Here is a 19,983-nt window from a genome sequence, read left to right on the forward strand (position 1 = left end):
TGCGCCTCCGGTCCTCGCCTATGCAAAGGTACGCCGCGGTTCGGCCCCAAAAGCCCACCGCCCCCGGCTCATCCTGAGCTGAACGTCGACTGGTTCTAGCATGATCGAAGCAGGCAGCCTTATTCGCTCGCTTTCCGGGCGACCCGCTGCACGGAATTTCCATACCTTCGTCATCAACGAGATCGGCCATGCCATCGTCACGGGCAAGTTCCCGGTCGGCTCGATCCTGGCCAGCGACGCCGTGATGATGGAAACCTACGGCGTGTCGCGCACCGTGCTGCGCGAGGCGCTCAAGACCCTGGAGGCCAAGGGCCTGGTCGAGGCGCGGCCAAAGGTCGGCACGCGCGTCTCGCCCACCAGCCGCTGGAGCTTCTTTGATCCCCAGGTGCTGTCCTGGCACTTCTACGCCAAACCCGACCGGCGCTTCTACGAGAGCCTGTTCGATGTGCGCCGCGCGCTGGAGGCGCGGGCCACGGCGCTGGCCGCCCAGCGCAGGACCGCGGAAAACATCCGCGTGATGAAATACTGGCTGCACCAGATGGATTCGGCTGCCGGAGATCTCGAGAACCACGGCATAGCTGCACTCGAAATCCATCGCACGGTGGCCGAAACCTCGGGAAATGCCCTGTTGCGCTCGGTGACCGGCATCGTTGAACTGACGCTCGCTTTGGCGCTGCGGCAATGCGCCAGCACGGATGCCACGAGCTACTTGCGAAGTTCCTACGAAGCCCTGTCGCGGCTGGTGGCGGCCATTGGCGATGCCGATGCGGAGGCTGCAATGGCAGCGGTGGAGCAGGTCATCGCCCTCGATGAAGCCAGCGTGTTTAAGGCGTTGCCACAGCTCTAGGCGCCCGGCAGGGGCTGCTGCGACCCTGGCTGGACTGCGCGAGGAACTGCCCCCTTGCCACGCGGCCATGCCTGGACCCATTCGCTGAGATTGCTCGCCGTCTGTGGCGGGGCATAGAGCGGTCCCTGTGCCGCGTCGCACCCGATGGCGCGCAGGAAATCGGCCTGCGCCTCGGTTTCGACGCCTTCGGCCACCAGCCGCAACTTCAAGGTGCGTCCCAGCTCGACAATGGTCCGCGTGACCGCTTCGTTTCGTGTATTGCCGGGAATGTCGCTGAGGAAGGAACTGTCGATCTTGAGCGAACTGACAGGCACCTGCGGCAGATAGGCGAGGCAGGAAAACCCGGTTCCAAAGCCGGTGATGGCCAGCTTGACCCCCCGTTGCCTAAGCCGCTTCAGGACCGAGAAGTTCGCGTGCCCGGGATGGGCGATAGCGCCCTCGGGCAGCTGGATAACGAGCCGCTCCGTGGGAAGAGCGGTCTGGTGCAGCGTGCTGGCAATGTGCTGAATGAAGCCTTCGTGCCGGACCTGCAGGGGATACCCGCTTACCGAGATCTTGACGCCAGCCAGCGGCCCGGATCGCCACCGCGACGCCTCGAGACACGCCAGACGGAGCATCTGGTTGCCAAGGGGCACGATCAGGCCGGATTGCTCGGCGACGGGGATGAACTGGCTGGGCAGCAAGATGCGATTGCGGGGATGTTGCCAGCGCACCAGGGCTTCAACGCCGGTGATCTGCTGGCTGAGCAGGTCGATCTGGGGCTGGAAGACCAGGAAGAACTCTCCCCTGCCCAGACCCGCCCGCATCTCAGCCGCCAGATCTCTGGACGGCGCAGACGTGCCTGATGCAGGCCGCTCGCCATGGCTCGGCCCCGTCGCAACGCGGCGGGCTGCCGTCAGAACGTCTCCAAGGATCATTTGCTCTTCTCTCGCTGCCGACAGCACAACCGATACCGGTGCTACTGTGGGCGGGTCTCCGTCAGCAGGCTCGCCCAGTACGATTGCAGCTTGGCGCGCAGCATGCGGCGCGAAATGCCGAGCATGCCGGCCGCCAGCGTCCGATTCCCGCCGCAATGGCGCAAGGTCGCGAGGATGAGCGCCCGTTCGACGTCCTCGATGGTTCGGCCGACGCTCTTTTCGACATGGGCCAGTCCGCCGAGCGACGCATCCTCGATACGCGCCAGATAGGCGACAACGAAATCGGTTACCCGGTCGCCGTCCGAGGTGGTGATGGTATCGACCAATCGCATATCCTGTGTTCGCTGGAAGACGAATGTGCCCTTGGCGTCATCGACCCCGATGGTGACGTCATCGCCGAGCTGGATGACCGGCTTGTCCGCATCGAGAAACGCCAGCGGCGGACCCTCCTGCGGCGAGACGGGGTCTGAAAAAACCACTCGCAGCTCGTTGTAGAGATCGCGCAGCCATCCCCGATGCATCGCTGCATGCGACGCCATGCGGACGCGGCGCCCGAAGACGGGCGGGCGCACATAGCCCGGCTCGTCCGCATGGGGCCCAAAAAGGCGCTGGCGCTTGCCCTCAGCGGCGGAGGCGTCGGCTGATGCGCCAGCACTCTCCCCCCCTCCTTCATGCTGGTCGGGCCGGGCTTCCTGGCTGCGGTCTGCGTCCATATCCTGATCCGTTTCCATCACACCTCAACACATTTACTGTCGCCGGCCGGGCCAGCGTTTGCGGGTTGTACAGACGCCAAAGGTGGCGAGTCTTCTCATTGCGTGCAGTCTGCGCGCGGGGCAGGGCCGTTCAGGCCGCGGCGGATCGTGCCGTTGCCGGCGGATGCCGGCCTTGCTCCATCAAGCGAAGCTCAGTGGGCGTCACGCCATAGGTGTTGCCGAAGATCCGATAGAACGTGGCCAGGCTATCGAAGCCGCAGGCGAAGGCAGTCTGGGTTACTGACAAATCCGGGCGCTCCAGCAGGAGCCGGCGCGCCTCCGCGATGCGCAGGCCCCCCAGGACGCGGGCGAACGAGGCGTCGCTGACCTCGAACAGTACGTAGAGCTGGCGCCGGGAAATGCCGAGCGCCGCCGCCACCATGGCGGGCGTCAGGTCCGGCCGGCGCTTCTCCCGCTCCATGATCTGCAGTGCGGCCCGCAGGAAACCCGAACGAAGCGCAGCCCGCACTTCGGGCATTCCGGCGGCAAGTTGTCCCCTTGCCGCCATGGCAAGCCGGCCGACATGGATGACGTCGCGGGCTGGATCGGCAAGCCTGTCGCCCCCCGACGTCAATGCATCGAACAGTGCCCGAAGGGGCCGCAGGAACCGCGAACTGTCGGGGAGCCTGGCGGTAAACATGCCCCGTGCGGACTGGCCAAGCGTCAGGTCATCGCTGAACGGAATGCGCAGCATCCGGCAATGGAAGTCGTCTTCCGTGTCCGGTATCGCTGAATAGGGCAGGTCGGAATGGCCGATCAGCATGTTGTCATTGCTGACGTGGTCGCCCCGGTCTCCCGGAAGGCTCAGCATGCCCGGCCCCTTGATCTGATGGCTGATGCAGAGGCTGTTGCCCGCAACGCGGGCAATGTCGTCTTCGCTCCGCTGGACCACATAAGCTGAGGCCCGGAGCTCCGAAGCAAAAGCGCCGCCGACTGCGCGCACGCTGAACAGACCATTGAAACCGCGGCGGCGCTCTGGCGGCAAGTCCAGAGTAACGCCGAACAAGGACTTCGCGCGCACTTCGCGCCAATGGTCAAAGCGCTGTTCCGGCGCAATGCCTTGGGTAGAGAAACTGATTATCTGCATATATTGACGCAATTTTAACTGGTTTTGTTTCTCTCGGGGAGGCCGATCGAAATCTCTGCTTGTATAATGTCGTGCCGCAGGATTGATGCACAGTCCCCAACCCTGACTATATTTGGGGGTATTTATGTATTGGCGCTGAGGTCTGTTTTTCTCAGCCCTTTGTGGTCGCGGCGGAGCAGTGTTCCGCCCGGAAGATTTGAACGGCTCATGGCCCTGACGACTGAAGACATTGCCGGTAACCCGCTGATACTGCCCATAATCCAGCAGCAGTCCGCAGCACTGCTGCAGGCATTTCACACCAATCCGAGACTTTCATCGGTATTTGCCACCCACCAGCGGTGGCTGCTGGCCCATGCGGCCGTCGCGCTCTGCCTGAGGGAGGGCGCACCTGGCATGCCCAGCATGACCCTGTCGCGATTTCTCGATGAAGTGGCTACCCACCGGATTGCCAGCCGCAACACCGCCGACGCGTTCATCAAGGAAATGCTGCACTACGGCTACGCGGTTTCCACCACCAACCCTGCCGACCGTCGGTCCAGGCCGATCCTGGTTGCCGCCGAGGCGCTCCAGATGTTCCAGAGCTGGGCCGCCATCCACCTACTCACCCTCGATCGTCTCGATGGTGGCGCGCGGATTGCGGCCTATGGAGCCGCCGAAGACGCTTTTGCACGCTTGCAGACCGGCATCGCCGCGGGTCTGCTGACCAATGCCGCCATCCGCGAGCCGCAGCGCACTTTCTCGCTATTCACCTGGCTCAACAATGGCGGCGTCATCATGGACTGGCTGATCACCAGCCTGGGCGAGATCAGCGCCGACGGCACGCGCTATGCCACCTCGATCGGTTCGATCGCCGAGATATCGGGCTGGATAAAGCTGTCTCGCACGCACCTTGCCCGCAAGCTTCGCGAGGCTGAAGCCATGGGCAGCATGGGCTGGACCGAGCGACAGGACGCCATGTGGGTCTCAGCGGGCTTCGTCCGCGAGATGATCGAGGCCCAGGCGGTCAAGCTGGCCGTTATCGATGCCGCCTGCGCCTTCCTCATGCCCTCGGCCAAAGGTCGCCGCGGCTAGAGCATCCTCATTGGGCCGGCTGGCCGACGGAGGCGCGCCTGAACGGGCCCAGCGTCTGGAACAGGGAAAGCGCGGCGACGATACCTGTCGACAGCGCGACCAGGGCATAGATGTCCGTCACCGACAGGCCAATCGCCGGGTAGAGCAGGATGACCAGGCCTGCCGCACACATGGAAAGCCCGCTCAGCGTATGACTGATGCCGATGAAGCGTGCCCGCTCCTGGACCGGCGTCAGCCGCTGGATGGCCGCCGTGAGTGGCACCAGGTAAAAGCCCGACCCCATGGCCAGTACGAAGAGGTCAAAAGCTGCGCGAGGCGTGGCCTGCGCCCCCGGCGTGACGGCCATCAGCCAGAAATCGAGGCCAGGCAGGACGATGAGCGGCAACAGGACCAGTGACAGCGCGCCAGGCTGGAAGCGGCTGACCAGCCGGCTGGCACAGAGCGCGCCCAGGGCCACCCCGGCACTCGACGCCAGCAGCATGAAGGACACGTGATGGGCCGGCTGGCCGGCCTGCGCCACGTAGAGCGGCATGAGGGCGGTCCAGATCGTCCCCTGGAACCAGAACCAGCAGCTGCCGATCATCGGCCAGATGATAAGGGGTGTCGCTCGCAGCCTGGCTGCCAGGGCCCGGTAGTCGGCCAGCAAGGTGGCAGGGCCGAGCGGCAGCGCGGCGTCCTTGGCCGCCTCGCCTCGGATCATCAGGCTCAGTGCGCAGCCAATGGCTGCGAGAACAACGCCGCCAATGATCAGGGCACGAACCCCGGCAGCATCCAGCACCAGCAGATTGCCCAGCACCATGCCGAGCAGGATGGCCAGCGTGTTGCTGGCGCTCATCCAGCCATTGCTGGAGATGAGGGCGCCGGGCCTGGAGATATCGGGCAGGATGGCATATTTCGCTGGTCCGAGCAGGGCTGCCTGGATCCCGCCGAGCAGCAGCGCCACGAGCAAGAGGGCTCCATCGCCCATGCCGAGCGCTGCGGCGCCGAGGGTCAGAACCAGGACATCCAGCGCCATTGTGGCCCGGACCACGCTGGCCCTGGCGAAACGGTCGGCCATGCGGCCGGCAGGTAGGGAGAGAAAAATATAGGGGAGCACGATGGCCAGGGTGCTGACCGCGATCGTGGCCTCGGGCGTCAGGCCAAACGCCGTCAGCCCGCGAAATGACACGAGCGTGAGCAGTGCCGACCGCAGCATGCTGTGATTGAATGAACTGAGCGTTTGAGCGGCAAGCAGCGCCGCTAGGCTCCGATCGCTACCTGCACTCTGTCCTGCCAGCATGACTCTGCCTGTCCGAGCGATGAACGCGCAGACAAGCTATGCCAGAAGCATTGATGATTTATGCTGATCGGGAGCTGGAGCGGGTGAAGGGAATCGAACCCTCGTCGTAAGCTTGGGAAGCTTCTGCTCTACCATTGAGCTACACCCGCCTGCGGCCCCTAGATGCGTGAAATCGGCCGGGGCGTCAAGGCGGGTCGGTGCGCGTGGCATAGCCGGGGCGGATTTGTGCGGCACCACGGCTCCCGCCCATAGGGTCAGACCATCGAGCGCAGAACCTCATGGAAGACTGGCAGAGCTTTCTCCACCATGGCATCGGAAGCCGTCAGGCTGATGCGGAAGCAGTCTGGCGCCCCGAGGATCGCGCCGGGCATGACGAAGACGTTCTTGTCCGCCAAGCCATTCCACAGTCGTTCCGGATCTCCCGGCCACCGGCCCCAGAGATAGAACGTGCCCTCTGGATTGGTAACCTGGCATCCGGAGCCCTGAAGCTCCTGCACGAGGGCGTTCCTTCGTTTGTGCAACGCAGCAAGATCGATACTGAGATCCTCAAGATCGCGGATCGCATGCTGCATGATCGCGTTGGGAAAACACCAGCCAAGCGCCATCTGGCTTGTGAACATCACCGCCCGCAACTGATGGCGTTCAGCGGTTGGCATCAATGGCGAAATCGCCAGATATCCAAGCCGTTGCCCAGGCGCGAGCAATACCTTGCCATAGCTATAGTCGATCAGGGTCCATGGGTAGAGTTGCGCGGCGCTGACAAACGGGGCGTTGTCGAAGCGGAGCCTGCGGTAAGGCTCATCGGAAAGCAGGTATATGCGTCGATTGATCCGCAAGGACTGACGCTCAAGCATCTCCGCCAAATCCTTGAGCAGTTCGGCGCTGTAGATCCGCCCCGTGGGGTTATGCGGTGAATTGATAATGACGAGGCGCGTTCGGGGCGTTACCGCCGCCTCGATTGCCGCGATGTCCAGGTCAAAGCTATCGCCCTTCAGGTCCACCTTCACCGGAACTGCGTCTGCCAGATGCAGCATCGGCTCGTAGCAGAACCAGGCGGGCTCACAATAGATTGCCTCATCGCCTGCATCCAGGAGGACACGGAAAGCCAGCGAAATGGCAGCAAAGGCGCCCGCCGTCAGGGCGAAATCCTCTGGTTCGAAGGGCAGGCCGAGTTCGAGGCTCAGCCGCTCCGCCAGGAATGCCTGCGGCTCCGGTTCGCTGGACTTGTAGGCATACCAATTCTTGTCTTTGGGCTCCGCCGCGCGTGTCAAAGCAGTGACAAGGCCGCGCAGGGGCATTTCGTGAGGATTGCCAAAGGTAAAGTCCGCGATGCCGCCGTCCCCGCGCTGCTTGCCGTACCGCGAATTGAAGTAGAAGTCGGCAACTGCTGCAAAGGACTTGTCGGCGGCCAAAGCGCGCTGCGATAATCTCGAGCTGATCTGCGCCATTGTCCTCTCCTTCGAGGCCATTGGCACTGACCCTACGCCGCTGCCTTGAGCTTGCCTAGTCGGCTCGATGACGGCGACGTTTGGCGCCCTGACCATGGCAGCCGTGGCAATTAACAGTCGCATAACGGCTGCTGCACTAAGCTTGCGCAAAATCCGGGGGCGGATATGCGCGTGCTGATTGTCGACGATAGCCGATCGAGCCTTGCCATGATCGGTTCGATCGTCAAGGCCGCCACCAATGCCGAGATCGATGGCTGCATGCACCCGTTCGAGGCGCTCGAACGCAGTGCCGAGACGCAATATGACTTGGTGCTGGTCGATCATATCATGCCGGAGATGGACGGGGTCCAGTTCACTAACGCGCTCCGCGCCCGTGACTCCTACCGCCTCGTGCCCATCATCATGGTCACCTCGGACATGGATCGGAACACCCGGATCGAGGCCATCCGCGCTGGCGCGACCGACTTCGTCAACAAGCCCTTCGACCCGACTGAATTGCAGGCGCGCGTCGCCAACCTGCTGACCCTGCGCGCCGCCCAGGTCGAGCTAGCCGATCGCGCCAGCTGGCTGTCGCGCGAGGTGGAACGCGCCACCGCCCATCTGTTGGCGCGCGAGGAAGAGATCATCTGGCGGCTGGCAAGGGCCATTGAATATCGTGACGGTGACACCGGCGGGCATGTCTCCCGCGTAGCCCAGATCAGCCAGCTCATTGCGGCCGGCATCGGGCTGAGCCCGGAACGCTGCCGCACCATTTACCTGGCGGCTCCGCTGCACGATATCGGCAAGATCGGCATCGCCGACGCCATCCTGGGCAAGCCCGGCAAGCTGACGCCGGAGGAATTCAAGATCATGCGCGAGCACGTGACCATCGGTGCGCGCATTCTCGAGGGCGGGTCTTCGGAGCTGATCCGGACCGCCGAGCTCATTGCCCAGAGCCATCACGAACGGTGGGACGGCGCGGGTTACCCCGACCGGCTGTCGGGCGCCGATATTCCGGTGGAAGCGCGCGTTGTCGCCATCGCCGATGTCTTTGACGCGCTCTGCTCGGAGCGCCCCTACAAGCAGGCTTGGCCCATCGAAAAGGCCTATGCCGAGATCGTCGCCTGCAGCGGCACCCATTTCGATCCCGCCTGTGTGGATGCGTTCTGCGCCAAATGGCCCGAGATCGAGGACATCATGGGCGCGGCGACCGAACGGGCGATTGCCCTCTAGCCAGCACCCCTGCCACCCCTTCCTGCAATAGCCGCCCTCGCCTGAGGCGATGGGCAGGCTGCTGCCGCTGGTAAGCATTCATCAGCGCGAAACCGTCGCGATGGTTGCCCCAGTCGCCTCGTCACGCTTGGGCTGCCGCAATACTGGCCGATGCAGACAGGCGCCAAGAGATCGCGCCGCCGTCTGGCGATGTCGGGGTTGGAATACTGCGGCTTTTCTCAAGTATTATTTGAATCATGACTCCGTTCCGACTCGGGTGGCCGAATCGAGGACTCAGCATCGTTGAATCTAGATTCCCGCGTCGCTTGCGGGATCCCAAGAAAGATTCAGTGACCACGATCAAATACTTGAGTGTCGTGACAAATGTATAGTTAACGAAACGAAGTCAAACTCAGTAATACTGCTTTAATCAACTTCGTTTAGATTATGAAATGCATCGGATGGGAATACGGTGCGCGAAGTATAAGTTAACAAAAGCGTCCGACCGCGTCTTAGGAAACTGTTTACACACTCCGTTTCCGGCCGCGTTCTAGCCCATCTAGCGGTAGTCAACGTTATGCATTGCCATTTGTTTTTCCCGGCTCGGTCATGGCCATGACCAGCAACAGCGTCCACATCATCCAAATTTCCGGCGATGCCGGTCTGCGCGCCGCCCCGGATATCGCCGGCAAGTTGCGCCAGGCCCTGGCCAGCCACGATAGCGTTGCGGTTGCCACCGAGGCGATCGAAACCGCCGATATCACCACCATCCAGCTGCTGCTGGCCGCGCGAAAGCAGGCATCGGCATCCCGCAAGTCGCTGACTCTCGCCGCGCCGCCTGTGGGCGCGCTGCGCGAGCTGCTCGTTGCGACCGGTTGCCTTGATGCCGATGGCCGGCCGCTGACGCCTGACGGCGATTTCTGGATTCCCTCCACACGACAAGCCAAGGGCAAGGCCGCATGACCAAGACCATCCTCACCATCGACGATTCCGCTTCCATCCGGCAGATGGTGATGATGACGCTGTCGGCCGCCGGCCTCGACGTCATCGAAGCCATCAACGGTGCGGACGGCTATGACAAGGCCACCGGGCAGACCGTGCATGCTGTCATCACCGACCTGAACATGCCCGTGATGAACGGCATCGAGTTCATCCGCAAATATCGTCAGCACCCCTCCAGCAAGGGAGTGCCGATCATCCTGCTGACCACCGAGTCCGATGAAGACCTCAAGCGCGAGGCCAAGGAAGCCGGCGCCACCGGCTGGATCGTCAAACCCTTCAAGCAGGAGCAGCTGCTGTCCGTTATCAAGAAGGTCACAGGTGCATGAGTCTTCCCGACCCCACCGAAACCTTCCGCCAGGAAGCGCGGGAACTGCTCGAGCAGCTTGAGCTGGGCCTGCTCGATCTGGAGCAGAACCCTGCCAATGATGACCTGATCAACTCCACCTTCCGCGCCCTCCATACCATCAAGGGCTCGGGCGCCATGTTCGGCTTCACCGCCGTCGCCACTTTCGTGCATGAGTTCGAGACGGCCTTCGACCAGGTGCGCAAAGGCCAGACCCCGGCCACGCCGGCCCTGATCGCGGTCGCGCTCGACGCCAAGGACCATATCCACAAGCTGATCGAACAGCCCGATGCGCTCCCTGCCGGCGGGGACGCCATTCTCGATGCGCTGCACGCGGTCATTGCCGGCGCGGATCACGCGGCGATTGCCGCCGCCGCGCCTTTCCCGCCAGCAGAACCTGCAGCGGCCGCAGCACCGGCAGCGGAGGGCTCGCGCCGCTGGCGCGTCCGTTTCCGCCTGCCGGGCGACTCCCTGGTCTATGGCACCAATCCGCTGCTGTTGCTCGAAGAGATCCGGGCCATCGGGCCCTGCACGGTGGTGGCGCTGACCGACACCATTCCGCCGCTCGATGTCATCGATCCAGAGGTGCCCTATATCGGCTGGCAGGTCGATCTGGTCGCCGATGACCCGCGCGAGGCCATTGACGACGTCTTCCTGTTCCTGCGCGACGGCATGGAACTGTCGGTCGAGCCGCTGGCCGAGGACGCTGCCGAGCCAGTGATCGAAACTCCTGTCGCGGCGCCGGAAGTCGCTGCGGCTTCGGTTGCGCAGGAAGCGGCGGCGGCTCCCGCGCCCGCCCGCAAGTCGGCCAAGGCCGCAAAGGCAGCAAAGGAAAACGACAAGGATGTGCCGGCGGTTGCCGCAGCCTCCTCGTCCATGCGCGTCGACGCGGAGCGCCTCGATGAGCTCATGGATCGCGTGGGCGAGCTGGTCATCGCCCAGGCCCGGCTGACCCAGATCGCCGCCATGAGCAGCGACGGCAATCTCAAGACTATAGCCGAGGAACTCGAACGGCTCAGCTCCGGCCTGCGCGATACCACGATGGGCATTCGCATGGTGCCGATCGGCACCCTGTTCAGCCGCTTCCGCCGGCTGGTGCATGACCTGTCGCGCGATCTCGGCAAGGACATCGAATTCATCACCAGCGGTGAAGATACCGAACTCGACAAGACCATGATCGAGCGCCTCGCCGATCCGCTGGTCCACCTGATCCGCAATTCGGTGGACCATGGCCTGGAAGTCGCCGAAAAGCGTGTTGCCAGCGGCAAGGCGGCCAAGGGCACCGTGCGTCTTTCGGCCGTCTATGCCGGAGCGGAAGTGGCCATTTCGGTCAGCGATGACGGCGCCGGCCTCAATGCCGAGCGCATCCGCGCCAAGGCGGAGGAAGCCGGGCTGCTAGCCGCCGATACCAAGATCGCCGACCAGGACCTCTGGCAGATGATCTTCGCCCCCGGCTTCTCCACGGCCAAGGAAGTGACGTCGCTCTCCGGCCGCGGCGTCGGCATGGATGTGGTCAAGCGCACCATTGATGGCCTGCGCGGCAGCATCGATGTGGCGACGACGCCGGGGCAGGGCTCCACCATGACGCTGCGGCTGCCGCTGACCCTTGCCATCATCGACGGCATGCTCGTGCGCGTCGGCAATGGCCGCTACACCATCCCGCTGGCAGCGGTGGAGGAATGCGTCGAACTGCCCGAAGGCGTCGAGGCCAATGCCCGCGGCCGCAACTTCCTCGATATCCGCGGCAGCCTCGTACCCTTCCTGCGCCTGCGCGAAGTGTTCGGCACCAAGGCACCGATCGAACCGCACCAGAAGGTGGTGATCGTCTCATCCGGCGAGGGCCGGGTGGGCCTCGTGGTCGATCAGATCATCGGCAACAACCAGACGGTCATCAAGCAGCTCTCCAAGCTGCACTCCTCGATCAAGTCCTTCTCCGGGGCGACCATTCTCGGTGACGGTACGGTGGCGCTCATTCTCGACACGACCCACCTGGTCGCCTTCGGCCAATCCTATGTCGACCAGGGGAGGGCAGCATGACCGCCACTCAGCACGCGCCCATGAAAGCCCTTACTCTGCGCCTGCAGGACGAACTGTTCGCCGTCGAGGCGGGCAGCGTGCGGGAAATTCTTGACCTGGTGCCGATCACCGAAGTGCCCAATGCCCCCGAATTCGTGGGCGGGCTGATCAATGTCCGCGGCCGCGTCGTGCCGCTGGCCGACCTGCGCGTCATGTTCGGCATGGATCGTCCCGAACCCAACCAGGATACCCGCATCGTCGTGATGGAAATCGACATCGACGGCGAGCCGACCATTGCCGGCATCCTCGCCGACAAGGTCCACGACGTCACCGACATCGAGGCCGCCTCCATTGAAGAGGCCCCCAAGGTGGGCATGCGCTGGCGGCCCGAATTCATTCGCGGCATCGGCAAGCGCAATGGCGGCTTCATCATCATCCCCGATCTGGGGCGAATTTTCGAAACTCAGGGTGCCAGAACGGCGTCCCCCGCAGCATCAGAAGAAAGGTCTGCATCGTGAGACTTACTATCAAGACTAAACTGGCGGCGGTGTTCGGCGTCGTCGTGGCCCTTTCAGCAGGCAGCATGTTCGTTGCCCTGCAGAACCTGGGTTCGCTCAACACCGAGCTGGAAACCATCGTCAATGTCCGCTCGGCAAACCTGGTGACATCGGCCGAAATGCAGACGAGCCTGGAAAGCCTCGGCTCGCGTATTCGCGCCCAGATTCTCACGACCGACCCTGTGATCAAGGACGAATACATCGCTTCAATCCGCGAGGACTATGACGAGCTGGTCAACGGCCTCGCCGCACTGGACGCCAATGTGCAGGATGCAACGATCCGCGAGCAGCTCCCCGCTTTCAGCGCCAAGCTCGATGAACTGTGGACTGCCACGAACCTCGCCACCGAACTCACCCTGAAGAATTCCGATGCCACCGCCCTGGCGATCAGCCGCAGTGAAGGCAGCGGAACCCTGGGCGTATTTGAGGAAACCATGGCGGCGCTCCGCGCCTCGCTGCAGCGAAAGGTCGATGCTGGCGATCTCACGGCATTCCCCGCATATCAGGCTGCGACGGACATGTTCGTCACCGGCACCGACATGTTCCGCCAGCAGCGGAACGTGCTGTTGGCCGCGTCCCAGGATCGGGCGCTGCAGGAAACGTGGCACGCGGACTATCTCGCCGGTGTCGAGGCCAATGCCGCTCGCATTCCCGACATGCAACGCGCCATGCCAGTGGCCGATATGGGCCTCTTCAATGCTGCCAAGACTGCCTATGACAACATGGTCGCGGCCATGAACAAGGCAGTGGCCGTCAGCGTCGAGAATGGCGACTTCTTCGCCATGCAGGAACTGGAAACAGCCAGTTTGCTGCGCCGCGATGCCAATACCATCCTCCAGGGCATGATCGACCGCAATGAAGCCGTCATGGCGCAAACCAGCGTCGAAGCGCAAGCCCTCTACGAAACCTCGAAGCTGTTGCTGATCGGCCTCCTGATCGGCTCCGCCCTCATCGCTCTCGTTGCCGCGGTCTGGATCGTCATCTCGATCTCCCGCGCTCTGTCCAGCGCCGTTCGCCTCGCCAACGAAGTTGCCGACGGCAATCTCAGCGCCACTGCGGACGTCAAGGGCGACGACGAGGTCGGCGATCTGATCAAGGCACTCAACGGCATGACCCGCAAGTTGCGCGAAGTGGTGAGCGAAGTGACCTCGGCCACCCGCAATGTTGCGGCCGGCAGCCAGGAAATGTCGGCCACTGCCGAACAGCTCAGCCAGGGTGCCACCGAGCAGGCTTCCTCGACCGAAGAGGCTTCCGCCTCGATGGAAGAAATGGCCTCCACCATCAAGCAGAGTGCCGACAACGCCAGCCAGACCGAAAAGATCGCCCGTCAGTCGGCGGCCGATGCCATCGCCTCCGGCGAAGCAGTGAACAACGCCGTCACCGCCATGCAGACGATTGCCGAAAAGATCATGGTGGTGCAGGAAATTGCCCGCCAGACCGATCTGCTCGCCCTCAACGCCGCGGTGGAAGCCGCCCGTGCCGGCGAACATGGCCGGGGCTTTGCGGTCGTGGCTTCCGAAGTGCGCAAGCTCGCCGAACGCAGCCAGGCTGCCGCCGCCGAAATCTCGACGCTCTCCGGCACCACCGTCAAGGCAGCCCAGTCGGCCGGCGAAATGCTCGGCAAGCTGGTCCCCGACATCCAGCGCACGGCTGAACTGGTGGAAGAAATCTCCGCCGGCAGCCGCGAGCAGAATGCCGGTGCCGCCCAGATCAACACGGCCATCCAGCAGCTCGACAAGGTGACCCAGCAGAACACCTCGGCCGCCGAAGAAATGTCGGCGACCTCCGAAGAGCTGGCCAGCCAGGCCGAACAGCTGCAGGCCGCGATCAGCTACTTCCGCATCGACGGCCGCGCGGAGCACGCCGACAAGGTTGCCGCTCCGGCTCGGTCTCAGGCATCCAGCAAGGACCTGCGTGAGGCGATCATGGCCAGCGCGCCCCACATCGCACCACGCCGGGCCGCCAAGTCCAGCAACGGCGGCGGTTTCGATCTCGATCTCGATGACGGCCACGACGATCTCGACGGCGAATTCAGCCGCCGCGGCGCGGCCTGAGGCGGGATCATGGCGGAACGCGCCCAATACGTGACGTTGGGTGTTGCGGAGGAACTCTTCGCAGCACCCGTCGACAAGGTGCAGGAAATTCTGGACATGCGGCCGATCGCCCGGCTGCCCCAGGCGCCTGACACCCTGCTCGGCATGATCGACGTGCGCGGGCAGGGCATCCCCGTGGTGGACCTGCGCCTGACGCTCGGCCTGCCAGCGGCAGCCGATACCGAGAATACCAGGATCATCGTGCTGGCCCTGAGCGGCCCGCAGGGCGATCACCGGCTTGGCCTGCGGGCCGACCGGGTGTTCGAGGTGACCGTGCTCGACGAGGCTGAACTCGACCCGCCACCGGCGGTCGGGGGAACCTGGTCCGGTCGCTGCATTGCCGGCCTCGGCCGCCGCAATGGCAGCTTCGTGACCGTCCTCGATCTCGAGCGTCTGCTCGGCGATGTCGAGACGGTGACACAGGCCGCCTGACAACCTCCGGCACGCGATCACTCCCGATCGCGTGCCCCTTTCCGGCCGGAGACCAGACCTTGCCTCAATCCATCCGCCAGGCCGTCGCGCGCGTCGAGGCCGTTGACGATGACCATCTCTCGCTGCGTGATTTCAAGCGCATTGCCGACCTGATCGGCGGCGAAGTGGGCATCAAGCTGCCGCCCGCCAAGCGCCTGATGATCGAAGGCCGCCTGCGCAAGCGCGTGCGCGCCCTTGGCCTGTCCGGGCTCGAAGCCTATAGCGCCTACCTGTTCCAGGGTGACGGGCTGCGCGCCGAGCGGCCCCATCTCATCAACGCCGTCACCACCAACAAGACCGATTTCTTCCGCGAACCCGAGCATTTCGAGGTGCTCGAGCAGCGCCTGGTGCCGGCCTTGCTTGAGCTGCGCCGCTCCGAGCGCCAGCCCCTGCTCAAGATCTGGAGCGCGGCCAGTTCCACAGGCGCCGAGGCCTATACCCTGGCCATGGTGCTGGCCGACCTCGTGGCGCAGCGCCACGATTTCCGCTTTGCCATCCTGGGGACTGATATTTCGACCTCTGTGCTCGAACAGGGCGAGCGCGCCGTCTATCCCACCGAGCTGGTCGCCCCCGTGCCGCCGGCCAAGCAGCAGCGCTACCTGATGCATGCGCGCAAGCCCGGCGCCCGGCCGGAGGTCAGGATCGTGCCCGAGCTGCGCCGTCTCGTGCAGTTTGCGCGCCTCAACCTCATGGATGCCAGCTATCCCTTCGATCGGGATGTGGACGTCATCTTCCTGCGCAACGTGCTGATCTATTTCGACAAGGCCGACCAGGAAAAGGTGATCATACGCTTGGTCGAGCATCTTCGCCCCGGCGGTTATCTCATTCTTGGGCATTCCGAATCCATGATCGGCACTGCGGTGACCATGCGTCAGGTGGCCCCCGCAGTGTTCCAGAAGCCCTGAAAGTGCTGCCATGACTGACACCCGCCGCAAGATCCGCGTGCTCATCGTCGACGACAGCGCATCGGTCCGGATGACGCTGAGCGAAATCATCGGCGCCGATCCGGACCTCGAGGTCATGGCGACGGCAGCCGACCCCTATGTCGCGGTCGAGCGCATCCGCCAGGAAGTGCCCGATGTCATGTTCCTCGACATCGAATTGCCCCGCATGGATGGCCTGACCTTCCTGGGCAAGATCATGAGCCAGCGGCCGATCCCTGTGGTCATCTGTTCGAGCCTTGCCGAGGCCGGCTCCGAAACACTGATGCAGGCGCTGGAGGCCGGCGCTGTCGATGTGGTGGCCAAGCCGCGGGTCGATACGACGCAGTTCCTGCAGGAATCGCGCATGCGCATCTGCGATGCCGCCAAGGCTGCCGCGCATGCCAAGTTCCGCGGCGTGCACAAGCCGCCACCGCCGGCGATGAATATCGAAGCCAAGCTCACCGCCGATGCAATCATTCCGCCCCATTCGGATGCGCGTGCCGCCTCGGTGCGCGCCAAGCAGCCCGACACCGACCCGATCATCTGCATCGGCGCGTCCACCGGCGGCACCGAGGCACTGCGCGAAGTGCTCGAAAAGCTGTCGATCAGCAGTCCAGGCATCGTCATCGTCCAGCACATGCCGGAGAAGTTCACCAATGCCTTTGCGCGGCGCCTCAACGGCATCTGTGCCGTCGAGGTGAGGGAAGCCGCCGATGGGGATGTCGTACAGGCCGGTCGGGTTCTCATCGCGCCCGGCAACCAGCATATGGTGCTGCACCGTACCGGCAGCCGCTACACCGTCAATATCGTCGACGGCCCCCATGTGGCGCGGCACCGGCCATCGGTGGACGTGCTGTTCCGCTCGGCCTCCCAGGTGGCCGGCCGCAACGCCATGGGCATCATCCTGACTGGCATGGGCGATGACGGCGCACGCGGTCTGCTCGAAATGCGGCAGGCCGGCAGCTACACCCTGGCCCAGGACGAAGATAGCAGCGTGGTCTTTGGCATGCCCAAGGAAGCCATCCAGCGCGGCGCGGCCGCCAAGGTGGTGCCACTCGCGCGCGTGGCCAGCGAGATCGAAACCTACGGGCGCACCGCGCTTCGCACGGGAACCATGACATGACGGCACGGGCTATTGCGCAATCTCAAGCGACGGCGGACGCCACGACCCTGCGCGGCCTTTGCCAGGCGCTTGCCGCGCCGCGCGAGCAGATCGAATCCACCTTCCTCGCCGTGGGCGCTCGCCTTGCCGAGGGTGCGGCCATGCTCAACCGCGTCACCAAGGTCTTCGAGGCCCTGCCAGCCGAGCTGCAGAGCCCGGAACTCCAGGAGGCCTCCACCCGCCTTGCCGAGGTCGGCCACCAGGCCAAGACCATATCGAGCATGTTTGCGACCGAGCAGGCCGACCTTGCACGCCTCGTTACCGTGGTTGCAGCAGCCGAGCATCCGATTTCCGAGCTGCGCCGCACCGTCAAGATGATGGGCATCGTCGCCATCAATGCGCGCGTGGTCGCCGCCAGCGTGGTGGGCGATGGTGACGATTTCGACGTCTTCACCACCGATATCGCCAAGCTTTCCGAAACCGCTACCTCGACCATTCAGGCCTTCACGACCGCCTATCGCCGCCTGACCGACGAGGTCGGTCACGCAGCGCGCCAGCGGGGCCAGTTCGAGAATGCCCATGCGGATACCCTGAGCGAGCTCGCCGCCGGCATGGATGCCGCGCTTGCAGATCTCGCGCGCCAGCGGGCGGTCTCCGTCGACGGGGCATCCGAGACCGGTCGTGTGACCCGCCAGATCGTCGGCCGCATTGCCGGCGCTGTCATGGCCCTGCAGGTGGGCGATGCCACAAGGCAACGCATCGAGCATGTCGAGAGTGGCCTGGACGCACTGTGCGATCTTATCGACGGCGGTGCCCTTTCCACGGATGAAGAGAACGTGGCTCTCGCCGCGTTCGGCGGATTGCAGGTCAAGCAGCTATCCGCTGCTGCCGACGCCTTTGAAGGCGATGTTGCCGAGGCCGGCGCCGCGCTGCGCGACCTGGCGGCCGATGCCGGGGCGATCATGACGCAGAGCCGTGCCACCTACGGCAAGGGCGACGGCGGGGATTCGTCGCTGGCGACGCTAAGCGAGGCCGTTCGTCATGCGGCACGGGTGCTGCGCGATTGTGAGGCCGAGCGCGGCAAGCTCGAGCAGGTTGCAACGGCTGTGCTGGGCACGGTGGGCGTCTTGCTGAGCCATGTTGAGGCCGTGCAGGAGATCGAGGCCAATATGCGCCTGGTTAGCCTCAACGCCGCCGTCAAGTGTGCCCAACTCGGGCCGCGCGGTGCGGCGCTCAATGTCATCGCCCGCCAGCTGCGCGAACTGACCGGCGAAACGGTGGCCGCCGCCGAGGCGGCCATGGCCGGCCTGCACGAAGCGGCAGGGCTCGCCCAGTCCTTCGGTGCGGCCGCCAATGGCGACACGGCTGGCCGCGTTGGCCAGCTCGAGCAGGAGGCGAGTGCCTCGCTGGTCCTGCTGCAGGGGGTCGACAAGGCGCTTGCCGATGCGCTAGGCACGCTCAATCGCGATGGTCCCCATGTCATCGAGCTGCTTGGCGTGGCGGCCGAGACCTTCACCAGCCAGGCGGCCATCTCCGAGAGCATGCGCGACCTTGAAATGCAGCTGGTGGCCGCATGTCCTGCTCCCGCGACGGCAGCGCCATCCGGCGCCATTGTTGACGCCCTCTCCGCCCACAGGGCCCGTTATACGATGGACGCCGAACGGCGCATTCATGAGCAGATGTTCGGGCGCGACCTCGCCGAACCGCCACAAGCACAGCAAGCGCCAGCAACCGAGGCCGATGACGACGACATCTTCTTCTAGGGGGACTAACCCGAATAGGGCTTGAAGTGCTTGGAGAGCTTGAGGGTCTGCGCCTGATAGTTCGACCCCAGCGCCGAGCCATAAAGACGGTCCGGCTTTTCCGCCAGCCGCTCATAGATGAGCCGGCCGATGGTCTGGCCGTGGCCGAGCAGGAACGGCACCTCCCGGCTGCGCACCTCGAGTACCGCGCGGCTGCCCGTACCCCCGGCTGACGAATGTCCGAAGCCTGGATCGAAGAAGCCGGCATAGTGGACGCGGAACTCGCCCACGAGGGGATCGAACGGCACCATTTCGGCGGCGTGCGTTGGCGGCACATGCACCGCCTCGTCGCTGACAAGGATGTAGAATTCGTCGGGGTCGAGGATCAGTTCCTCGCGGCCGCGATTGACCAGCGGGTCCCAGAAATCCAGCACATCGAGGGCGGCCTTCTTGTCGACGTCCACCACCGCCGTGTGGCGGCGAGAGCGGAAGCCGATCAACCCGTTCCGGCCCGCGCCCTTGAGGTCGATCGAGAGGGCGACGCCTTCACCAACCGGTACGTCATTGTCAAAGACCAGTGTGTCGCTGGCATGCAGCTCCTGATGCTCGGCCACTGTCAGCCGGTTGTCACCGCAGCGGAAGCGCATTTGCGACAGGCGGGAACCGGTCCGTACCAGGACGGGGAAGGTGCGGGGGCTGACCTCGAGGTAAAGCGGTCCCTTGTAGCCGGCCGGCATCTGGTCGAAGCCACGCGCCCGGTCGCCGATGACGCGGGTAAAGACATCCAGCCGGCCCGTTGAACTCTTTGGATTGGCAGAGGCGCTGACCGCGTCCGGCAGGTCGAGACTTTCCTGCAGCGGCACGAGGTAAACGCAGCCGCGCTCAAGCACGGCGCCCTTGGTCAGGTCGATCTCGTGCAGCTTGAGCGCCTCGATGCGCTCGGCCACCGAATGGCTGGGGCCGGGCAGGAAGCTGGAGCGCACGCGAAAGGCGACATCGCCCAGCCGCAGGTCGAGGCTGGCCGGCTGCACCTGGTCGGCCTCGAACGGCCGCGCCGTGCCGATCGCGCCCTGCTTGTGCAGCAGCTCGATCAACCGTGCCGGAAACACGCCCTGCGGCCAGTCCTGTTGCTTGTCCATGCT

The 19,983-nt window shown here is 64.3% G+C and carries 18 protein-coding genes and 1 tRNA gene; 12 read left to right on the top strand and 7 right to left on the bottom strand.

Annotated features, from left to right (window positions below):
• Positions 1-100: 100 nt before the first annotated feature.
• A complete protein-coding gene (locus tag ACLI1C_RS04320; protein WP_411395621.1) occupies positions 101-847 on the top strand; it encodes a FadR/GntR family transcriptional regulator in 747 nt (248 codons plus the stop codon).
• Here the strand turns inward: ACLI1C_RS04320 and ACLI1C_RS04325 are convergent.
• The 3 genes from ACLI1C_RS04325 to ACLI1C_RS04335 all read right to left on the bottom strand — a co-directional run bounded on the left by ACLI1C_RS04325 (position 844) and on the right by ACLI1C_RS04335 (position 3,900).
• Positions 844-1,764, bottom strand: coding sequence for an EAL domain-containing protein (locus tag ACLI1C_RS04325; protein WP_411395622.1), 921 nt, complete (start codon positions 1,762-1,764; stop codon positions 844-846). The two genes, ACLI1C_RS04320 and ACLI1C_RS04325, sit on opposite strands and share 4 nt — an antisense overlap.
• Before the next feature lie 41 nt (positions 1,765-1,805).
• Entirely contained in the window at positions 1,806-2,477 is a 672-nt protein-coding gene (locus tag ACLI1C_RS04330; protein WP_411395623.1) for a helix-turn-helix domain-containing protein, read from the bottom strand.
• A 130-nt stretch (positions 2,478-2,607) separates the two neighbouring features.
• Entirely contained in the window at positions 2,608-3,900 is a 1,293-nt protein-coding gene (locus ACLI1C_RS04335; protein ID WP_411395625.1) for an AraC family transcriptional regulator, read from the bottom strand.
• Between the two features lie 96 nt (positions 3,901-3,996).
• Between ACLI1C_RS04335 and ACLI1C_RS04340 the strand changes: the two genes are divergently transcribed.
• Complete coding sequence (locus ACLI1C_RS04340) at positions 3,997-4,674, top strand: hypothetical protein (RefSeq protein WP_411395626.1); 678 nt, start codon at positions 3,997-3,999, stop codon at positions 4,672-4,674.
• Positions 4,675-4,681: 7 nt separating this feature from the next.
• On the opposite strand, the gene ACLI1C_RS04345 is transcribed toward ACLI1C_RS04340, so the two are convergent.
• From ACLI1C_RS04345 to ACLI1C_RS04355, 3 genes are all read right to left on the bottom strand, one after another.
• Positions 4,682-5,953 (bottom strand): MFS transporter, encoded by a 1,272-nt coding sequence (locus ACLI1C_RS04345; protein WP_411395627.1) that lies wholly within the window; start codon positions 5,951-5,953, stop codon positions 4,682-4,684.
• Between the two features lie 75 nt (positions 5,954-6,028).
• Positions 6,029-6,102, bottom strand: a tRNA-Gly gene (locus tag ACLI1C_RS04350).
• Between the two features lie 105 nt (positions 6,103-6,207).
• On the bottom strand, positions 6,208-7,401 hold the full coding sequence (locus ACLI1C_RS04355) for an aminotransferase class I/II-fold pyridoxal phosphate-dependent enzyme (protein ID WP_411395628.1): 1,194 nt from the start codon (positions 7,399-7,401) through the stop codon (positions 6,208-6,210).
• 165 nt (positions 7,402-7,566) lie between these two features.
• On the opposite strand from ACLI1C_RS04355, the gene ACLI1C_RS04360 reads away from it, so the two are divergent.
• The 10 genes from ACLI1C_RS04360 (at position 7,567) to ACLI1C_RS04405 (ending at position 18,862) form a co-directional block, all read left to right on the top strand.
• On the top strand, positions 7,567-8,613 hold the full coding sequence (locus ACLI1C_RS04360; RefSeq protein ID WP_411395629.1) for an HD-GYP domain-containing protein: 1,047 nt from the start codon (positions 7,567-7,569) through the stop codon (positions 8,611-8,613).
• Positions 8,614-9,207: 594 nt separating this feature from the next.
• Entirely contained in the window at positions 9,208-9,555 is a 348-nt protein-coding gene (locus ACLI1C_RS04365; RefSeq protein WP_411395630.1) for an STAS domain-containing protein, read from the top strand.
• On the top strand, positions 9,552-9,920 hold the full coding sequence (locus ACLI1C_RS04370; RefSeq protein ID WP_411395631.1) for a response regulator: 369 nt from the start codon (positions 9,552-9,554) through the stop codon (positions 9,918-9,920). The genes ACLI1C_RS04365 and ACLI1C_RS04370 overlap by 4 nt, the downstream gene beginning before the upstream one ends.
• The gene (locus tag ACLI1C_RS04375; protein WP_411395632.1) at positions 9,917-11,974 is read left to right on the top strand and encodes a chemotaxis protein CheA; all 2,058 of its coding nucleotides are present in this window, start codon (positions 9,917-9,919) and stop codon (positions 11,972-11,974) included. The genes ACLI1C_RS04370 and ACLI1C_RS04375 overlap by 4 nt, the downstream gene beginning before the upstream one ends.
• The gene (locus ACLI1C_RS04380; RefSeq protein WP_411395633.1) at positions 11,971-12,471 is read left to right on the top strand and encodes a chemotaxis protein CheW; all 501 of its coding nucleotides are present in this window, start codon (positions 11,971-11,973) and stop codon (positions 12,469-12,471) included. The genes ACLI1C_RS04375 and ACLI1C_RS04380 overlap by 4 nt, the downstream gene beginning before the upstream one ends.
• Entirely contained in the window at positions 12,468-14,564 is a 2,097-nt protein-coding gene (locus ACLI1C_RS04385) for a methyl-accepting chemotaxis protein (RefSeq protein ID WP_411395634.1), read from the top strand. Before ACLI1C_RS04380 ends, ACLI1C_RS04385 begins: the two co-directional genes overlap by 4 nt.
• A gap of 9 nt (positions 14,565-14,573) precedes the next feature.
• Complete coding sequence (locus ACLI1C_RS04390) at positions 14,574-15,035, top strand: chemotaxis protein CheW (RefSeq protein WP_411395635.1); 462 nt, start codon at positions 14,574-14,576, stop codon at positions 15,033-15,035.
• A 59-nt stretch (positions 15,036-15,094) separates the two neighbouring features.
• Entirely contained in the window at positions 15,095-15,979 is an 885-nt protein-coding gene (locus ACLI1C_RS04395) for a CheR family methyltransferase (protein WP_411395636.1), read from the top strand.
• Positions 15,980-15,989: 10 nt separating this feature from the next.
• Complete coding sequence (locus ACLI1C_RS04400) at positions 15,990-17,120, top strand: protein-glutamate methylesterase/protein-glutamine glutaminase (protein ID WP_411395637.1); 1,131 nt, start codon at positions 15,990-15,992, stop codon at positions 17,118-17,120.
• The gene (locus ACLI1C_RS04405) at positions 17,117-18,862 is read left to right on the top strand and encodes a hypothetical protein (RefSeq protein WP_411395638.1); all 1,746 of its coding nucleotides are present in this window, start codon (positions 17,117-17,119) and stop codon (positions 18,860-18,862) included. The genes ACLI1C_RS04400 and ACLI1C_RS04405 overlap by 4 nt, the downstream gene beginning before the upstream one ends.
• Positions 18,863-18,867: 5 nt before the next feature.
• Here the strand turns inward: ACLI1C_RS04405 and ACLI1C_RS04410 are convergent, their stop codons facing one another.
• The gene (locus ACLI1C_RS04410; RefSeq protein ID WP_411395639.1) at positions 18,868-19,980 is read right to left on the bottom strand and encodes a 2'-deoxycytidine 5'-triphosphate deaminase; all 1,113 of its coding nucleotides are present in this window, start codon (positions 19,978-19,980) and stop codon (positions 18,868-18,870) included.
• Positions 19,981-19,983: the final 3 nt, after the last annotated feature.

It is taken from the genome of Devosia sp. XGJD_8 (assembly GCF_046614475.1).
Taxonomy (GTDB): domain Bacteria; phylum Pseudomonadota; class Alphaproteobacteria; order Rhizobiales; family Devosiaceae; genus Devosia.

What these genes read in the sequence shown, in the direction of transcription:
- ACLI1C_RS04360 (WP_411395629.1), top strand. Translation starts at nt 7,567, where the DNA reads ATGCGCGTGCTGATTGTCGACGATAGCCGATCGAGCCTTGCCATGATC.
- ACLI1C_RS04325 (WP_411395622.1), bottom strand. Translation starts at nt 1,764, where the DNA reads ATGATCCTTGGAGACGTTCTGACGGCAGCCCGCCGCGTTGCGACGGGG.
- ACLI1C_RS04355 (WP_411395628.1), bottom strand. Translation starts at nt 7,401, where the DNA reads ATGGCGCAGATCAGCTCGAGATTATCGCAGCGCGCTTTGGCCGCCGAC.
- ACLI1C_RS04390 (WP_411395635.1), top strand. Translation starts at nt 14,574, where the DNA reads ATGGCGGAACGCGCCCAATACGTGACGTTGGGTGTTGCGGAGGAACTC.
- ACLI1C_RS04375 (WP_411395632.1), top strand. Translation starts at nt 9,917, where the DNA reads ATGAGTCTTCCCGACCCCACCGAAACCTTCCGCCAGGAAGCGCGGGAA.
- ACLI1C_RS04400 (WP_411395637.1), top strand. Translation starts at nt 15,990, where the DNA reads ATGACTGACACCCGCCGCAAGATCCGCGTGCTCATCGTCGACGACAGC.
- ACLI1C_RS04405 (WP_411395638.1), top strand. Translation starts at nt 17,117, where the DNA reads ATGACGGCACGGGCTATTGCGCAATCTCAAGCGACGGCGGACGCCACG.
- ACLI1C_RS04410 (WP_411395639.1), bottom strand. Translation starts at nt 19,980, where the DNA reads ATGGACAAGCAACAGGACTGGCCGCAGGGCGTGTTTCCGGCACGGTTG.
- ACLI1C_RS04365 (WP_411395630.1), top strand. Translation starts at nt 9,208, where the DNA reads ATGACCAGCAACAGCGTCCACATCATCCAAATTTCCGGCGATGCCGGT.
- ACLI1C_RS04345 (WP_411395627.1), bottom strand. Translation starts at nt 5,953, where the DNA reads ATGCTGGCAGGACAGAGTGCAGGTAGCGATCGGAGCCTAGCGGCGCTG.
- ACLI1C_RS04380 (WP_411395633.1), top strand. Translation starts at nt 11,971, where the DNA reads ATGACCGCCACTCAGCACGCGCCCATGAAAGCCCTTACTCTGCGCCTG.
- ACLI1C_RS04370 (WP_411395631.1), top strand. Translation starts at nt 9,552, where the DNA reads ATGACCAAGACCATCCTCACCATCGACGATTCCGCTTCCATCCGGCAG.
- ACLI1C_RS04340 (WP_411395626.1), top strand. Translation starts at nt 3,997, where the DNA reads ATGCCCAGCATGACCCTGTCGCGATTTCTCGATGAAGTGGCTACCCAC.
- ACLI1C_RS04320 (WP_411395621.1), top strand. Translation starts at nt 101, where the DNA reads ATGATCGAAGCAGGCAGCCTTATTCGCTCGCTTTCCGGGCGACCCGCT.
- ACLI1C_RS04330 (WP_411395623.1), bottom strand. Translation starts at nt 2,477, where the DNA reads ATGGACGCAGACCGCAGCCAGGAAGCCCGGCCCGACCAGCATGAAGGA.